Origin of the sequence: Bradyrhizobium murdochi (assembly GCF_000472965.1) — a bacterium.
Lineage (GTDB): Bacteria > Pseudomonadota > Alphaproteobacteria > Rhizobiales > Xanthobacteraceae > Bradyrhizobium > Bradyrhizobium murdochi.
The window spans coordinates 44612-61437 of the sequence record NZ_AXAU01000004.1; the positions used below are offsets into that span (position 1 = coordinate 44612).

The 16826-nt window shown below is 60.5% G+C and carries 12 protein-coding genes; 3 read left to right on the plus strand and 9 right to left on the minus strand.

The features are described 5' to 3' along the window. The first annotated feature begins 1 nt into the window (after position 1). On the plus strand, positions 2-1489 hold the full coding sequence (locus tag YUO_RS0112885) for a M48 family metalloprotease (protein ID WP_083754584.1): 1488 nt from the start codon (positions 2-4) through the stop codon (positions 1487-1489). Between the two features lie 157 nt (positions 1490-1646). Here the strand turns inward: YUO_RS0112885 and YUO_RS0112890 are convergent, their stop codons facing one another. The 7 genes from YUO_RS0112890 to YUO_RS0112920 all read right to left on the minus strand — a co-directional run bounded on the left by YUO_RS0112890 (position 1647) and on the right by YUO_RS0112920 (position 11790). After that, entirely contained in the window at positions 1647-3299 is a 1653-nt protein-coding gene (locus tag YUO_RS0112890) for a peptidoglycan-binding protein (RefSeq protein WP_028347632.1), read from the minus strand. 627 nt (positions 3300-3926) lie between these two features. Next, the gene (locus YUO_RS44735) at positions 3927-4298 is read right to left on the minus strand and encodes a hypothetical protein (RefSeq protein ID WP_156908613.1); all 372 of its coding nucleotides are present in this window, start codon (positions 4296-4298) and stop codon (positions 3927-3929) included. A gap of 343 nt (positions 4299-4641) precedes the next feature. After that, positions 4642-5427, minus strand: coding sequence for a CarD family transcriptional regulator (locus YUO_RS44740; protein ID WP_156908614.1), 786 nt, complete (start codon positions 5425-5427; stop codon positions 4642-4644). A gap of 415 nt (positions 5428-5842) precedes the next feature. After that, positions 5843-6181, minus strand: a complete 339-nt coding sequence (fdxA, locus tag YUO_RS0112905; protein WP_028347635.1) for a ferredoxin FdxA — start codon at positions 6179-6181, stop codon at positions 5843-5845. 124 nt (positions 6182-6305) lie between these two features. Beyond that, complete coding sequence (locus YUO_RS0112910) at positions 6306-6575, minus strand: RNA-binding S4 domain-containing protein (protein ID WP_028347636.1); 270 nt, start codon at positions 6573-6575, stop codon at positions 6306-6308. A 71-nt stretch (positions 6576-6646) separates the two neighbouring features. Further along, on the minus strand, positions 6647-10069 hold the full coding sequence (locus YUO_RS0112915) for a helicase-related protein (protein ID WP_028347637.1): 3423 nt from the start codon (positions 10067-10069) through the stop codon (positions 6647-6649). Between the two features lie 815 nt (positions 10070-10884). Further along, the gene (locus YUO_RS0112920) at positions 10885-11790 is read right to left on the minus strand and encodes a DUF3108 domain-containing protein (RefSeq protein WP_035726704.1); all 906 of its coding nucleotides are present in this window, start codon (positions 11788-11790) and stop codon (positions 10885-10887) included. Between the two features lie 336 nt (positions 11791-12126). Between YUO_RS0112920 and rpmB the strand changes: the two genes are divergently transcribed. Next, positions 12127-12435 carry a 50S ribosomal protein L28 gene (gene rpmB / locus YUO_RS0112925; protein WP_028347639.1) on the plus strand — a complete coding sequence of 103 codons (309 nt, stop codon included), beginning with the start codon at positions 12127-12129 and terminating at the stop codon, positions 12433-12435. Between the two features lie 237 nt (positions 12436-12672). Next, entirely contained in the window at positions 12673-14250 is a 1578-nt protein-coding gene (locus YUO_RS0112930) for an RNA-directed DNA polymerase (protein ID WP_028347640.1), read from the plus strand. A 52-nt stretch (positions 14251-14302) separates the two neighbouring features. Here the strand turns inward: YUO_RS0112930 and YUO_RS0112935 are convergent, their stop codons facing one another. Further along, a complete protein-coding gene (locus tag YUO_RS0112935; protein WP_198028028.1) occupies positions 14303-15850 on the minus strand; it encodes a DUF262 domain-containing protein in 1548 nt (515 codons plus the stop codon). A 45-nt stretch (positions 15851-15895) separates the two neighbouring features. Continuing rightward, positions 15896-16804 (minus strand): hypothetical protein, encoded by a 909-nt coding sequence (locus tag YUO_RS0112940; RefSeq protein WP_028347642.1) that lies wholly within the window; start codon positions 16802-16804, stop codon positions 15896-15898. Between the last annotated feature and the right edge of the window lie 22 nt (positions 16805-16826).

Sequence of the window (16826 nt, forward strand, 5' to 3'; positions counted from 1 at the left end):
TTTGACGCATCGTGCACAACGGGGCGAAGGAAACACGGGCCGCCGCCTTCTGGCTGCGCCGGCGTTGTTGTGCGCTGCGCTCACGCTCTCTTCCTGTGGAAACCTCGGGAAGATCGAGACAGCCGCGCCGACGGTGCCCGCGCCGAAGCCGAGCCGCACCGTCGCACAGACGCCGGCGAGCGAGCGCGAGCACGAGCGCATTCTGGCCTCCTATGGCGGCGCCTATGACGATCCGAAACTCGCAACCCTGATCGGCAAGACCGTTGACCGGCTGGTGGCGGCGTCGGACCGTCCGGACCAGGCCTACCGGGTGACCATCCTCAATTCCGGCGCGGTCAACGCCTTCGCGCTGCCGACCGGCCAGCTCTATGTGACGCGCGGGTTGGTGGCGCTCGCCAGCGATACCTCGGAACTGTCCTCCGTGCTGAGCCACGAGATGGCGCATGTCATCGCAAAGCACGCCTCGATCCGGGAAGACCAGGCGCGGCAGGCGGCGGTGGTGACGCGCGTCGTCACCGACATGAGTAACGATCCGGATCTGACGGCGCTGGCGCTGGCGAAAACCAAGCTGACGATGGCGAGCTTCTCACGGCAGCAGGAATTCGAGGCCGATGGCATCGGCGTCGGCATTTCGGCCCGCGCCCGCTTCGATCCCTATGGCGCGTCGCGCTTCCTTGCCGCGATGGAGCGCAATGCGGCGCTGAAGGCCGGCAAGACCTCGCTCGACCCGCGCGCGCAGGACTTTCTCTCCTCGCATCCGGCAACCCCCGAGCGCGTGCAGAACGCGCAGGCCAGCGCGCGGCAATACACTTCGCCGCAGAGCGGCGAGCGCGACCGCGAGACCTATCTCGCCGCCATCGACAACATCGTGTATGGCGAAGATCCCAGCGAGGGCTTCGTGCGCGGGCGCCGCTTCCTGCATCCGAAACTCGGCTTCACCTTCCAAGCGCCCGAGACGTTCACGCTCGACAACACTGCGCAGGCCGTGATCGGCGTGCGCGAGGGCGGCACGCAGGCGATGCGCTTCGACGTGGTGCGCGTGCCGGCCGAACAGTCGCTCGCCGATTACCTCAATTCCGGCTGGATGGAAGGTGTCGACAAGGGCTCGACCGAAGACCTCATGATCAACGGTTTCCCGGTAGCTTCGGCCTCGGCAAACGGCGATCAGTGGCAGTTCAAGGTTTATGCGCTGCGTTACGGCAGTGACGTCTACCGCTTCATCTTCGCCGCCAAGCAGCGTAACACCGAAAGCGAGCGCAATGCGCGCGAGACCGTCAACTCGTTCCGCCGCCTGACGCTGGAAGAAATTCAGGCCGCGCGTCCCTTGCGCATAAAGGTCATCACGGTGCAGCCCGGCGACACCGTGGAATCACTCTCCCACCGCATGACCGGCGTCGACCGCCCCGCCGAGCGCTTCCGCATCCTCAATGGCCTCGACCAGCACGCCCAGGTCAAGCCGCGCGATCGCGTGAAGATCGTGGTGGATTGAGGCGCGGCCGAAACAAGATCACTCAGCCAGGCTGCTCGCCTTCCGCTCTCTCCTCGTGGGCGAGGTGGATCGAACGAGCGCACGCAGTAACCGCGCAAGGACCTGTCTCGTCCACGCGAAAAAAACAAGAGCCCCGCCGAAGCGGGGCTCAAGATGATCAATACTTGCGACCTGAACCGCCCTGATCAGACTGGTTCTTCGCCGCGGGTGCCGGCGCATTGTTGTTCTGATTGGTCTGCCCGGACGGCTGGTTGGAGCTCGGCTGATTGCCGCCTCGCGCCGGGGCCTGTCCAGTCGTCTGACCAGACGGAGGCCGTTGCGTGCCGGCCTGGCCGGTGGTTGCCGGCTGGTTTCGTCCAGCCTGACCGGTTGTCGTAGGCTCGTTCTGCCGGGCAGGCGCATTAGCCTGACCGGTATTCTGGCCGGTCGCGTTCCGCTGCGCCGATGGCTGCTGGCCGGCCGTCGTCGACTGGCTCTGAGTGGCACTTATCTTGTTAGACACTCCGAGCGCGGCAACCGTGCGTGTATCAATCGTGCCGCTGGCCTGCAGGCCCTGCCGCCGCTGGAAGACCATCAAAGCCTCGCGCGTCCGGGCGCTGAACACGCCATCCGCTCTGCCAGTCAGCAAACCGCGTTGGATGAGCACCCGCTGCACCACGCGGATTTCGTCGGGGCTCAGATCGAGCGCGGCCACGCTGCCACCGCCGATGCGGCCACGACCCGTGAACCGCGTCCTCGGTCCTGCCGGGACAACGTCCACGATCCTCCGGCTCCGATCCACGAACACGATCTCGTCCTCCACGACGAAGAAGCTGTAGTCGCGGTAGTCCGGGAACGTGTCGATCAATACGGGGAATGCCGCGACCGACACAAAGGAGACATGCCGTGGCACCACGACGCCGGTATTGATCCGGAAGTTGATGGAGTTGACGTTAACCCGCGCCACATTGCGCGAGCCAAGCACCGACTGCTGCAGTGTTGTCTGCTGTTGTGCAGTCACCGACACGCGGCCCGACATGCTCTGAGCGGCCGCACCCCGGCCTTCCGCCCGCGCATCGGTCTGTCCGTGGGTGTTGGCGCCTGTCGTTGTGGACTGACCCTGCTGCGTCGCCTGGCCCTGCTGCGTGGTTGGACCTTGGGAAGGAGCGCTTGGCCTGGTGTTGGCGCCGGTCGTCGTACCCGGCCTTGCATTCGGACCCTCCGTTGTCGCACGGGTCTGGTCACGGCGCTGCTGGGTTGTCTCTGCGGTTGCCGGCTTCTGCTTTTGCTGCGCCTTTTGTTCGGTCTGACGCGTCTGGTCGCGCTCGCCACGGCCTTGCCCCACGGTCTGGTCCTTTTGCCTGCCATAGGACTGGTCCTGCGCCTTTGACTGACGCAGTTGATCGCGCTCGCCGCGGCCTTGCCCCACCGTCTGATCCTTTTGCCCGCGCTGCGACCGATCCGCGCCGATCTGTCGCTCGCCCCTGTCCATCGCGCGGCCGCTCTCTCTCATTCCTTCGCTACGCTGTGCGCGCGATGGCGCAGCAGCAGGGCTTTCCGCCCGGCCGCCTGCTCGGCCTTGCGTCATCCCTTCACCGCGGGATGCGCCGCCTGCGCCCTGCGAAATTCCACCTCCCGACTGCCTCTGTTCGGCGGCACCGCCGCCAGCTCCTCCACCGGCGCTTATTCCGCCGCCGGCACCTGCTCCTCCGCCGGCACCCATTCCGCCACCGCCGCCACCATCACGCATGCCTTGTGCCGCCGCCAGACTGACGCCGGCGAGCAGCGCTGCTGTGGTCAGCAGGAACCTGCTCTTTCTAATGCTGTGCATGTGAAACTTCCTCCGTTTGCCTCGCAGCATTTTTTCGACGCGGTACTTTCGAACTGAGCAGTTCAAGGCTCCGTTATGAGTGACGGACCTGCTGCAAACGAGCGCTCGTCCGAGTTTCCGATCTGCTGGGAAAACGAAGCCCCGATGCCATTCGTTCCCGTTCACGCCGTTGCGCCAGCGGGACACACGGTTCCGGAGCAAAACTGGCTCGCGTTTGTACGATTGGCGCGAGTGGACCTATGTCGGTCAGCGCCGACATGTTGCGATGGCAAAGAGCGAGATGACTCAATTGAGGTAATCGGTCGAGCCGGTGCGGTGCAGATTGTATAAAGGGGCGCTGCGGATGTCCGCTTCCACCGGCGTCGACCGCCCCCACCGAGCGCTTCCGCAACGGCCTCGACCAGCACGCCCAAGTCGAGCCGCGCGATCGCGTGAAGATCGTGGTGGACTAGTCAGGACGCCTCAGCCGTCATTGCGAGCCATCTGGTCGCACGAATGCGCGCCCGATGACAGGCTCCGCGAAGCAATCCGCGCCAACGCGGAGATAGGTGGATTGCTTCGTCGCTTGCGCTCCTCGCAATGACGCGGAGAGCGCTGCGTGCTACCAGGAATTTGTGCGATCTAATTCTACTCGATAGTTACACGCGAACGCCACCGCTGCTCAAAACTATTGTCATCGTCAAGCATCCGCGCCTGCGCATCCATGGGCTCGCTGCGCTTTTCTGTGACGATGCTTACCGCCTCGGCCTCGGCCTTCGCCTGCGCGGCTGCCGGTGCCGCGGCAGGCCACCGCAATAACGATTTCGAAATCACGGTCTTGCCGGCGTACCAGCATTTGCGCCCGTCGATCAGGCGCCAGGACCAATGCCCCTGCTGATTGGACGGCACCGCGGCACTGCATTCCCTCACCTGCGCGGCCGGCGCGCTGATCGGAAGCAGCGCGGCCAAAAAAGCGGCCATGACAATGGCGAGAAAGACTGACTGAACCTGCCCTTTCATCGAATCCCCCTTGCGGTTGATCTGGATGCGGGCGGGAGGTTCGCTTCCGATTCTGGTCACAAAAAGTCGAAAATTGGGCCACTTTCCGCGTAAGTGACTGCAAATGCTGTCCAAAATCGCCGTTCTTCCCTTCTCCCCTTGTGGAAGATGGATCGCTGCCGCGCAGCGGCGGCGAGACGGATGAGGGGTCTGTCTCCGCGAAGAGAACCCCTCATCCGGCGCTTCGCGCCACCTTCTCCCACAAGGGGAGAAGGGAAGAAGGACCTGCTGAAGGAATTTGCTTACACCCAAACAAAAAGCCCGGTCTCTCGACCGGGCTTTTCGTTCAATCCTCGGGATTCTTTCAGGCAGCTTCATCCGCCACGGCAGCGTCGTCGCCGTCGGCGTCGACATCCGCCTCGTCTGCTTCGGCATCAGCTTCGGTGGCTTCGGCCTTGGCGCCGCGGCGCGGGCTCTTGGCGAGCTGGCTTTCGATTTCCTTGACCGCTTCGGTCTCGGTCGAATGCTGCACGACCGCGATTTCGCGTGACAGCCGATCGAGCGCCGCTTCATAGAGCTGGCGTTCAGAGTAGGACTGCTCGGGCTGCGATTCCGAGCGATAGAGGTCGCGGACCACTTCGGCGATCGCGACGATGTCGCCCGAATTGATCTTCGCTTCGTATTCCTGCGCCCGGCGCGACCACATCGTGCGTTTGACGCGCGCACGGCCTTTCAGGGTTTCGAGGGCCTTCTTGACCAGCGCCGGCTCGGACAGCTTGCGCATGCCGACATTGGCGACCTTGGCGGTCGGCACGCGGAGCGTCATCTTGTCCTTCATGAAATTGATCACGAACAGCTCGAGCTTGGCGCCCGCGATCTCCTGCTCCTCGATGGCCAGGATCTGGCCGACGCCGTGAGCCGGATAGACCACGAATTCATTGGCCTTGAAGCCCTGACGCTGGGTCACGACCTTCTTCGGCTCCTCGACGCGCGGCGCGGCGGCGACCGGCTTGGCAGCAGCCTTCGGCGCGGCGGCTTTCGGGGGAGCAGCCTTCACAGGGGTCTTGACGGGATGCTTGGCAGCAACTTTCGACGCAGTGGTCTTCGAACCCGTCGCTTTCGCGGCGGTCTTGGCAGTCTTTTCTGGCATTGCGCTTCTTTTGTTCTTTGAGGACTTTGTGGCCGAAACCTTCTTGGCGTCCTTCATGGGCGCCTTGGCACGGCCTTTGGTTGCGCTGCGGCTGGCCGGAGCGGCTTTTTTCGTCGTCTTGGAAGCACTCTTTTTACGCGTTTTCTGTGACACAGCCTGCGCGCGGAACTGCCACGCCCCTGTTCGATGTTTTACGAAAACCCACCGGGGCCACAGGATACGCATGGCCGGGATCGGCTTAGAATGTGCCCAATATAGCACATTTTCCGCAAAAATCAATGATTTACGCCGGGTTCCGGGCCCTTACGGGGCGGTTTCCGTCATAAGACCGCTAATAGGGTTAAATCCGCTCACCGCGTTCGGTTCAGATGAGGGCTAAAATCAGGCTCGACGAGCCCGCAACTTATCCACAGGCTTAATCGCCGCTACCGGGTTCCTTGGAAAAATATTTCTCGAACTTGCCCTCGACACCTTCGAATTCTTTCGCGTCCGCCGGGGCGTCCTTCTTCTGGGTGATGTTGGGCCAGCTCTTGGCATACTCGGTGTTGACCTCGAGCCACTTCTCGAGGCCCGGCTCGGTGTCGGGCTTGATGGCGTCCGCAGGACATTCGGGTTCGCAAACGCCACAGTCGATGCATTCGTCGGGATGGATGACCAGCATGTTCTCGCCCTCGTAGAAGCAGTCGACGGGGCAAACCTCAACGCAGTCGGTATATTTGCACTTGATGCAGGCTTCAGTGACGACGTAAGTCATCCAACGCTCCGAAACGGATCAGTTTTCCGGGGTTTGCGTAGCGCATGCGGTGCGCTGCCGCAAGGGAAGCGGCGGGCCCTTAGCGGCCGTTTTTCAGGCGTCCCTGCGTGCCCTTTCCAGATAGTTATTGTTTGTCGTTCTGCAAATCATCGTAGAGCACGCGGGCCGCCGCAGCGTCGCCGCGCCGCTCGGAAAATCCCACCACTTTCAGGATGCGCACGGTGCGGTCGAGCCCGATCGTCAAGACGTCGCCGACCTTCACCGAATGTCCCGGTGCCATTTCACGCACGCCGTTGATACGGACGTGACCGGCCTCGACGAGGGCGGCAGCCGAGGTGCGGGCCCTCACCACCCGCGCATGCCACAGCCATTTGTCGAGACGCTGCCGCTCCAACTAATCTCTCGTAGTTTATTCTTCACGCGTTTTCTTGGACCGCGTACCCGCTTCGCTTGAAAACGCTTTGGCTATTCCTTGCGGCCGGCGAGTTGCTCCTTCAGCGCCGCCAGTTTTGCGAACGGTGAATTCGGATCGATCGGCCGGTCGCGCTCGCGTGGGCTCGCGCTCGTCGCCCATTGACGGTGCGAAGGACCAGAGTCGCGCTTGTCGCGGCCGCCCTTGTCGCGTCCGCCGAAATCACGACCGCCGCGCTCGCCCTTGTCGCGGCCACCCTTGCGCTCACCCTTGTTGCGATCGAACTTGTCGCGACGCTCCTCGCGGTCGCGGCCCTTGCCCTCGAAACGCTCGCGCGGCGGACGGTCCTGACGCGCTTCTGCCGCGGGCGCGCCCTCTGCCGCCGGCGCTGCCGTAGCATCGGCCGGTGCGCCCTCGCGCGGCTTTCTGAACTCGTGGCGACGGCCGCGGCGATGGCGCTGCTCGCGCTGCGCGCCCTCGCCTTCTCCGGCAGCGGCCTGCGCACCTTCGCCCGCGCGATGGCGCTGGCGGCTGCGGTCGTGATGCGGACGGCGCTCGTCGGAACGGCCGCCGGGCCGCCAGACTTCGACGAGTGCAGGCTCTGCCGGTGTCTCGGGCTTGGCTTCGGCCACCGGAGTTTCGACGGGAGCTGCTTCTGCAGGCGCTTCGGCTTCGGCAGGCGCCTCGCTCGCGGTTTCGGGCTCGGCCGCAGCTTCCGCGGCGCTGACTGCTTCTGGCGTCTCCTGTTCCGGGGGCGCATCCGCGATCGCGGCTTCCGCCGGTGTCGTCTCGGCGGGCGCAGCTTCCTCCGCAGCAGCGGGTTGTTCGGCGGCCACCGGGGTCACATCCGGCAGCAGCGACGCCGACGACGGCGCGGGCGCGTCGCTGACAGGCACTTCGGCCGCGACTTCTTCCGCCGGCGCATTAGCGGTCGTCTCGGCGCTCGCCTCGACCGGCGGCGTTTCGGCGGAGACCGTCTCGACGACGGCCTCGGGCGCTGGCTTCGGCGGCAACGGCGGGCGGCGGTCCATGCGGTAGCCGAGCGCGCGCAGGATCGAGGCAAAATCTTCGCCGGCCGATCCCGTGAGCGAGGTCATCGCCTGCGTCACCACAAAGCCGCGGCCGTCGAACGCGCCGGCTGGCTTCTCACCGGGCGACGTTTCGCGCCACGCCAAAGCGGGACGAATGAGATCGGCGAGGCGTTCCAGGATGTCGACGCGCACCGCACGCTCGCCGCACTGGCGGTAGCCGAGCACGCGATAGGCATCGCGGGCGAGCTGCTTGTCGACCGGGAACGAGGTGCGCCCCGAGCTCGCCAGATGCTGCGCGCCTGACAGCGCCGACATATCGACATTGTCCTGTTTCTCGGCCCACAACAGCGAGGCAAGCGCGCGCGCCGCGGGCTTCAGGAGCGCCGGAAAATAGATGTGATAGGCGCCGAACCGCACGCCGTACTTTCGCAGCGTCGCGCGCGAGGCCTGATCGAGATCCTTCATCTCGCTCGCGATCTTGCTCCGCTCCAGCACGCCGAGCGCTTCGACGAGCTGGAATGCGATACCGCGCGCAATCCCCGTGATGTCCTCGGCCTTCGACAAGCCGAACAGCGGCCCCAACAGCTTTTCGATATGCGTCTTCAGCCACAGATCGAGCCGCGTTTGCACGGCCTCGCGCGGTGCGCCGGAGAGCCGCTCGTCGGAAATGATGCGGATGCGCGGATGCAGCGCATCGTCTGCTGCGACGAGTTTTGCGACCGCATCGCCGGTCCAGCGGATAGTGCCGTCGGAGGTCAGCACGAACTGATCATCGGGCGCAGCCGAGAGCTTTTCCGCGCGCGCGTTGATCTCGCTCGCCAGCACCTGCTGGGCGGCCGCCTGCAGCGCCTTGGCATCCGAGCCGGCTTCCGCCGCATCGGGTGCAAAGGTGAATCCATCGAGCCGGCCGATCGCGTGGCCTTCCACAATCACTTCGCCGGTCTTGCCAATTTCCGTATTCAAAACTGAGTTCTCCCGCAGGCGGCGCATCAATACACTGGTCCGCCGGTCAACGAAACGCTCCGTAAGGCGTTCATGCAGCGCATCGGATAATTTATTTTCCACCTCACGGGTGATCCCCTGCCAGTGGTCGGGGTCGGACAGCCAGTCCGGCCGGTTGGCGACGAAGGTCCAGGTGCGGATTTGCGCGATCCGGCCCGACAGCGTGTCGATATCGCCGGTAACGCGGTCGGCCTGGTCGACCTGAGCGGCGAACCATGCGTCGGGTATCCGACCTTTCTTCATCAGGAATGCATAAAGCGTGGTCACGAGCTCGGCGTGGGCAGCGGGCGCGATCTTGCGGTAATCCGGGATCTGGCAGGCGTCCCACAGCCGTTCCACGGCTACTGCGCCGTGGGCCATGTCCCTCACCTCGCCATCGCGCGCCGCATGATCGAGCACGCGCAGATCTTCGGCAATCGGCGCGCGGGTCAGGGCGTCATGCCCGGGCGGCAGCGCCAGCGACACCTGCAGCGCGCCGAGCGAGGAGAAGTCCAGCCTCGAATTCCGCCATTGCAGCATTTTGACGCTATCGAAGGTGTGGTTCTGCAGCGCATTCACCAGTTCCGGTTCGAACGGTGCACAGCGCCCCGTGGTGCCGAAGGTGCCGTTTCGCGTCGCGCGCCCGGCGCGGCCCGCGATCTGCGCGAACTCGGCCGGATTGAGCCGGCGGAACTGATAGCCGTCATACTTACGGTCGGAGGCAAAGGCGACGTGATCGACGTCGAGGTTCAGCCCCATGCCGACGGCGTCGGTGGCGACGAGATAATCGACGTCACCGTTCTGGAACATCGCGACTTGCGCGTTTCGTGTACGTGGCGAGAGCGAGCCAAGCACGACGGCCGCGCCGCCATGCTGGCGGCGGATCAATTCGGCGATCGCGTAGACTTCATCGGCCGAGAACGCGACGATCGCGGTGCGGCGCGGCTGGCGCGTGATCTTGCGGTCGCCGGCGAATTCGAGCTGCGAGAGCCTCGGACGCGTGACGATGGAAGCGCCCGGCAGCAGCCGCTCGATGATCGGGCGCATCGTCGCAGCGCCGAGCAGCAGCGTCTCGTCGCGGCCGCGACGGTGCAGGATGCGGTCGGTGAAGACATGCCCGCGCTCGAGATCGGCCGCGATCTGGACTTCGTCGACGGCGAGAAATGACACGTCGAGATCGCGCGGCATGGCTTCGACGGTCGAGACCCAGTAGCGCGGGTTCTTCGGCTTGATCTTCTCTTCACCGGTGACGAGCGCGACCGCCTCAGTCCCAGCGCGAGCCGCGATCTTGTTGTAGACCTCGCGCGCAAGCAGGCGCAGCGGCAGGCCGATCACGCCCGACGAATGCCCCAGCATCCGCTCGATGGCCAGATGCGTCTTGCCGGTATTGGTCGGCCCGAGCACGGCGGTAACGCCCGCGCCGGGCGCGCGTTCGGATGCGAACTTGGAAGGAGAGAAAGCCATTCTGTGCAGGTGTTTCTTTTTGGTGCCGGCGCTCACATCGTGGGTGCCAGACCTCATCCTGAGGAGGCGCGATAGCGCCGTCTCGAAGGATGAATGGCACCACTGGGGCCACATGGTTCGAGACGGCGCTATCGCGCCTCCTCACCATGAGGGTACCCATCTTCGCTAGGAGCGAAACCTTTCTGCTTGCTTGGCGTCAATTGCGCCGATTCTGTTTCACTTTGCGACGGTGATGCGGTCGCGGCTTAAGCTCTGGAACGAGTCTGGAACGAATCGCGTCCGAATCGCTGACTCCTCCCGAGACCCGATACGTTCACCGCAACATCTCGCGCTGAAGCGCTCGGGGCGACACTAGATCAAGTTTAAAGCGGCTCCACAAGCGACGGTTTCGGGACTAATTTCTTAAGAACATCGAGGCCGCGGAGTCGAATCAGAAGAGCAGAAGAGTCAACATGATTCATGCTGCTACTCATGTCGCTTTACTTGCACTGGTGCCACCACGAATAAAGCTATGTTCCCTCCCCCCCTTGCGGGGAGGGTTAGGGAGAGGGGTTTCACGGGCAGAGCTCGTTGTGTGGCTTACCCCTCTCCCCAGCCCTCCCCCGCAAGGGGGGAGGGAGCGATAGAGTTGTCGTCCCTCACTTAATCATCGCAACGTGCGCCGGAGTCTCCTCCCCCTCGCCCCGCTCTTGCGGGGAGAGGGTCAGGGTGAGGGGCTGTCTCCGCGAGTCCCGCTGTGGAGACAGCCCCTCACCCGGATTGCTACGCAATCCGACCTCTCCCCGCAAAGAGCGGGGCGAGGTGACTCTTCAGGCTCAATTCGTCTTCGCTACCCGTGGCGGCATGGCTGATGTCACGAACGACGTCGCTTCCAGCATCGCCAGCCCAAACGGCGTCGGGATCGTCATGCGGAACGGAACCAGGACGCGCGTCCCCGCAATCGGCACAAAGGTGATCTCGATCCGCCGTTCGCTCGCGAGATATTTGATCACGGGGCGATCGGGGATGTAGCCCGCGACGGGGTTGAAATAGATCGCGCAGACCAGCGCCGGCCCGTGATAGCCCTTTTCGGCTTTGACCGTTTCCATGCGCTTGTAATCGAGCTTGAGATCGTAGCGCATGCGTCCGTCGAAAATCCCGGCTCCGGTGCGGCAGGAATCCGGCGCCAGCACTTCGCCATTGCCGGGGACGCGCAGCAGTGAGCCCGTCATGGGATCGAGCACGCTTTTACGGTGCGCGTCGGTGACGGGAATGCGGCCGGGATCGACCGGCGGCGCCGGGTCGATCGAAAATTCCTTCACGCCGCCATTGGCCAGCGAAATCCGGATAGTCTCGGATTTCTTCTGCGTGGTGGTGGTCGCGGTATAGGCGTTCGCGACCAGCGCGCCGTTCACGATGCGGCCGTGGCTGGCGCCGGAACCGGTGCCGCCGGAAAACGCCTTCAAGAGGCCAGCGGTGCCGCCCTGCGCCGAGGCCGAAAACACATCGTCGCCGATTTCGATGGTCCAGCTTCCCTTGCCGACCGGAATGCCCGCCAGCGTCGCCTCATAATGCGCATCCAGCCGTCCCTGCGCGGAGGCCTGTTGCGGCGCGAGTAAGCCCCACGCGGCGGCGCACAGGCCAACGACGAGGCCGAGCCTGGCGGGAAGAGATTGGCGCGAAACGGCGCATCTGGCAGTCACGAATGAATAATCCCGGGATCGGCGCGATTGGGTGTTCATTTAGGCAAAAATATCCGGCAAACAACGCGGGTTTCGCGAAACCACGCTTCTTTAGGACCTTTCCTCGCCGCCCGCCGCTCGCGGGAAGGCCCAGGTCTTTTCCAAGCTAAACCCATGATGTCGGCGCGGATTGCGCCCTTTATATGATGGCTTAAGTGGCTGGAACCCCTGGTAAACCAGCCGTTACGGCTGACTTTACCAACCCAAGAACCTTGACCCCGTGGCCGTCTCCCCCTATACGTCCGCGGTTCCTGGAAATGGACGCGATTTTGGACCCCCGCGGCGCCCGCGAGAAGCGGCATGGCCTTAGGCGGGGATGGAAGAGGATTTTGCAAGATGTCCCGGCGCTGCGAACTGACGGCCAAGGGCCCCCAGGTGGGCCACAAGGTGAGCCACTCCAACATCAAGACCAAGCGGCGCTTCCTGCCGAACCTGGCCAACGTCACCTTCATCTCGGACGCGCTCGGCCGCAACGTGCGCCTGCGCGTCTCGACCAATGCGCTCAAGAGCGTCGACCACAATGGCGGCCTCGACGCCTACCTCCTGAAGGCCAAGGCCGACGTCCTCTCCCCCCGCGCGCTCGATCTGAAGCGCGCGATCGAGAAGAAGGTCGGCAAGCCCGCGTTCGTGAAGAAGGCGAGCTGAGCGAAGCTTAAATCGGCGGATCGAAGTTTGGAGCGGCCGGGTCGGAAGACCCGGCCGTTTTTGGTTTGCACCGTTCTTCAATAGTGTAGTGAACGAACGCTCGATTGCTGTTAGCAAACGAAATTTGCACGCACAAGTCGTGCTCCCAACTCAGACATGCTATTAACTGAGTAGACATCCCTTCAAAGCGATTCCGACCTTCGACTGAGATCTTTTCTTTCCTCTCAATAGGCACGCATGGCGACTCGTCTGTCCACCGGATCGATCGAAAGAGCGATTGAACACATCTCTACTTTTGGAGATACGGATGTCTTCCCGCATCCTATCGAAACTGCCTTCTTGGTCGAACAGAAGACGGGAATCGCGGCAGAGCTAAGCGCACTTGATCTTGAGACCTTCGAACCTGCCCAAGCTATCGAAACGATCGCGCCAAAAAGTCGCTGGGGATTTCGAATCGTCCATCAACTGCCCTTGCTAGAGACGTTACTTTTCACAGCAGCTGCTATCGAAATAGGGGCAGATGTGGAGAATATCAAACGGCCCCTCGATGAATTCGGCCCGTTTGGATATCGATTTGACAGCACCAAAGCTGACGCATCTCTGTTTGTGACGCATCGCTCATACAAAGACTGGCTACAATGGCAACGCGAACAAATAAAGCAGAACGCTTTCGTCTACGTTGTGGCAACCGATATCGCAGACTTCTACCAGCGCATCTATTTCCATCGAATCGAGAATATTTTGGACGTCGCGACTGACCGGAAGGGCATCAAGTCGTTCATAGAAAAACTTATCAAGAGAATACGCGGCAAGCAATCCTATGGAATTCCCGTCGGTGGAAGCGCTTCCAGAATAATTGCGGAGGCCATTCTGAGCGATGCAGACAGTGCACTTGCAGACGAGGGGATAGTCTTCACACGTTTTGTGGATGATTATCGCATCTTTCTTAAAGCCGACCAGATGCCATATGTGACTCTTGCTTTCCTGGCTGAGCATCTCGCCACTACCGAAGGACTTTCGTTGAACAACCAGAAAACGAAAGTATGGAGCGCGGCGGAATTTGAGGACGTTTTATCCGATCAGCAGGATGACGTTTTCGATAAAGCCGGACAGGCAGCAATCGAATCGCTGACTCATTCATTGTATTTTGACGAAGAACCCGATGAGGCGGAAGTTGAAGCAATTCGAGCCCTCAATTTGGTAGAGATGCTCGAAGAGGAATTAGACGAGGACCATTGGGACTTCGGCAAGATCAGGCTCATTTTTCTGGGCCTTCGCCTTACTGAAAATGCTGAGGCGCTGGAACTTCTTCTTGAGCGATTTGACGAGCTACTACCCTTTGTAAAAGAGTTTGTCTTACTGGTGGACGCTCTCGACAAGGCAGGCATTGAGCTTAGCGCGGACCAAAAAGCTAAGGTTCTTCAGTTGCTGGAGGTTGGTGCGGCCGGATCTGTTCCCACAATCCAAGTTTGGCTGCTAGAGCTGTTCGTCAGGAGCTGCCTTGTAATTGACCACAAGACGCTGACGAAGCTTTCAGTCAACACTCTTAGCCAACGACAGAGCTTTATCATCAGGGGGCTAAACAACGACGTTAATTTCTTTCGCAGGAACAAGACTCGCTTTGAAGAGCTGAATGTCTTCGAGAAAGGACATTTCATGCTCGGCGCAACTTGCCTGCCACGCGACGAGTTCACCAACTGGGTCGGCGCAGTCAAACCGAACCTTCGTCGGCCGCTAGATGCGAGATTTTGCGATTGGGTAAAGAATAAGTGTGGAAAGCTCGACGAAATAGTCAACGCACGTATTCGGCAGTGACCAATCTAGGCAGAGAGGATCGAATACGCCGGGACTAGCAGCTTAATAGAATCTATTTTGATCCGACTAAAGCCAAAGCTCTCTCATGCATTAGCCGAACGCGCCGCGCGATAAATGTCTGAGGATCGCCCTCTTTAAGTCCTTGCACCGCATCGGCATCGATAAATTGAGAAGCGAGCACGCCCCATTCTCCCTTATCGGCAGCAGCCAAAATCCAGCGGCGCATGTCGTTGCTCCCGTGCTGTTTCAGCATTGTCCTATCTACTAGGACAACGTTGCCAAAGACTCGAGCAGAGATTGCGTTAGCCAACCCGCCTGACATTAGTTCAGCACGAGAAAAGACAGCTTCAAAAAAATTGATGTCTGACCCTACCATGTAAGTCGCTGGATCGATCATAGAGCCATCAACAAGGCTTCGAGCACCGCTTACAGCGTACATTGCCGCGAACGTAGCTGAGAGTGCTCCGCCGCTTACGAGTCGCCGCTCAAAGAGCTCGATTTCTGTTAGCTTAAGCCGAGGCTCTAATCCTCGAATCTCGCCTCTTATCAGAGCCTGCCAATTTTCCAGTGCTCGCACCACGTAATGGTCCGGCTTTCCTCGCAGACTTTCATTGAAGCCAGTTGCCCAATACCAGCGCGCAATTTGACTCCAATCTTTCTCATTAGCTTCCATCATGCCGATGGTCTTAAAAAGAAGAAGCAACTGCCCCTCGTAAGGAACAAACGTCGAAGACCAAATTTGGAAGGCCTGGCTCAGAAAGTGCGAAACGCGCTCTCCGCACTGTATGGTCCGCGCAAACGAATCCATTAGTCTCTTGGGCTCTTCATTGCGAAGTTGTAGTAGCCCGTCTGTCGTCGGCGGAATTCCGAGAACCAAACCGACGCACTTTATGATGGTCTCTGCGCTCAGCTCGATCCTTTTTTCAGACAACGCTGCGGTTGCGATGTCTAAGTAATGATTAAGATCGAAGTCTTCGGCCCAGGTGATCGCTCGCATGAAGTCGACAGGATCAAGGCGCGTTCCTGTTGAGTTGATCTTTTCAAAGATACCGACAATGCGGTGAACGTCATTACTCTTTATCACCACCACAGGGACCATATATTCTTGGAACGCAGCTTGCAGCTGGAGCAACCTTTCAATTAGCACGTCACCATCTTTGAGCGACGAGAGTCGCGCTTGATGCTCCAGAAGCTGACGGGGTGTAAAAAGTGCGGAAAGGGGTATGGAGCCATCCGAGAAGAGGTCAACATCGTCCCGATGAGCAAAACCTTGCTCCCGAAGATTGTACAAAACATCAAAGCGAACATCGCTCGTTGACGTTCCGAAGTGAAAGACTCCGTAAAGCGTCGACAGTCGCTGCATGCCGTCCAATATATAGTTCGTGGGGTAGCGCTCCTTGACATTTGGAAAAGAGGTCATGTCATTTGGCGCTATCTTCAGCATTTCTTTGTCGACGCCCCACAACAAGAGGCTGCCGATCGGAAATCCTTCTGCAACGCTCTCGAGGAGCTCTATGATTTGCTTCTCCTTCCACACAAATTCTCGCTGGAAGGCGGGTATGCGAATGTCACCAGACGTGATTTGCCTGAAGAGCGTCACGAGATGGACCACCGACGGTTGAGGTGAGCTTATCGTCATATTTGTCTAAACTTTCTCGCCACCATCAGATGAAGGTCGCGGTGAATCTTTGCCGGTCGACGGTTGTGTGTTGGGTGATGAAAACGGCTTCGTGAGCTGCAGTGCGCTTCCGTCATGGTTGGCCGTAGGCTGCTGGAGAAGATCGTCCTTAAGATTCTGAATTACGCCCTCAATCAAGTGCAGCCCATGGCCGAGATACGCCGAACGGAAATCGTGCGAGCTTGCATCCCACTTCCAGTCGTTGTTCTTAGGTCCAGGTCCTAACGAACGCCGAGCCTCATATAATTCATGGGTTAGCGCTGTTAACACCTCGGCGAGTTGAGTGGAAATTTGGATTTCGACCCAAATAATTTTCGGAACAACCTGCGTATCCAACATCAACTCGACGGACACCTGAACATAGAAGTGCCAAGCGTAGTAACCAGCGGCGGTGCTCAGCTCCCTGAATTTACTCTGAATGCCATTTTGATCACAGAATCGCTTCAGATCTTCGCAAACGAAACGCGGGCCATCCATATACTTGCAGACTAATCGTGTCCGGAGCAGATCTTCAATTTTTTCGTAGAACTGACTAGGTTCGATTCCACCGTCTGACGGTGGATCGGGATACTGACGATTGTATAGAATGTTGGACCGGTACAGCTTATCAACTGTGCTCGCAAAAGGTTTGATGAGCAGGGAAAGTTCCTGCGGTATGGTGGGATAGAAAAGCAGATGATGGCGTCCGGGGGCATACCTGTCGGGCATTGATCTAAGTTGGGCAGTGATCTGCCCAAGCTCCGGGCTCGAGAGCGCAGATTGATGGGCGGCACGCATATTGAATTGGTAAGCGCGCTCGGCCAGTTGGGAGTTTTCGAAGCCGAGTTCGGCAATGGCGTTATTTTGATAGGTTTCAGCGGTCGGCTTCTCAATCACCCTTGATAACCCTGATACGCGG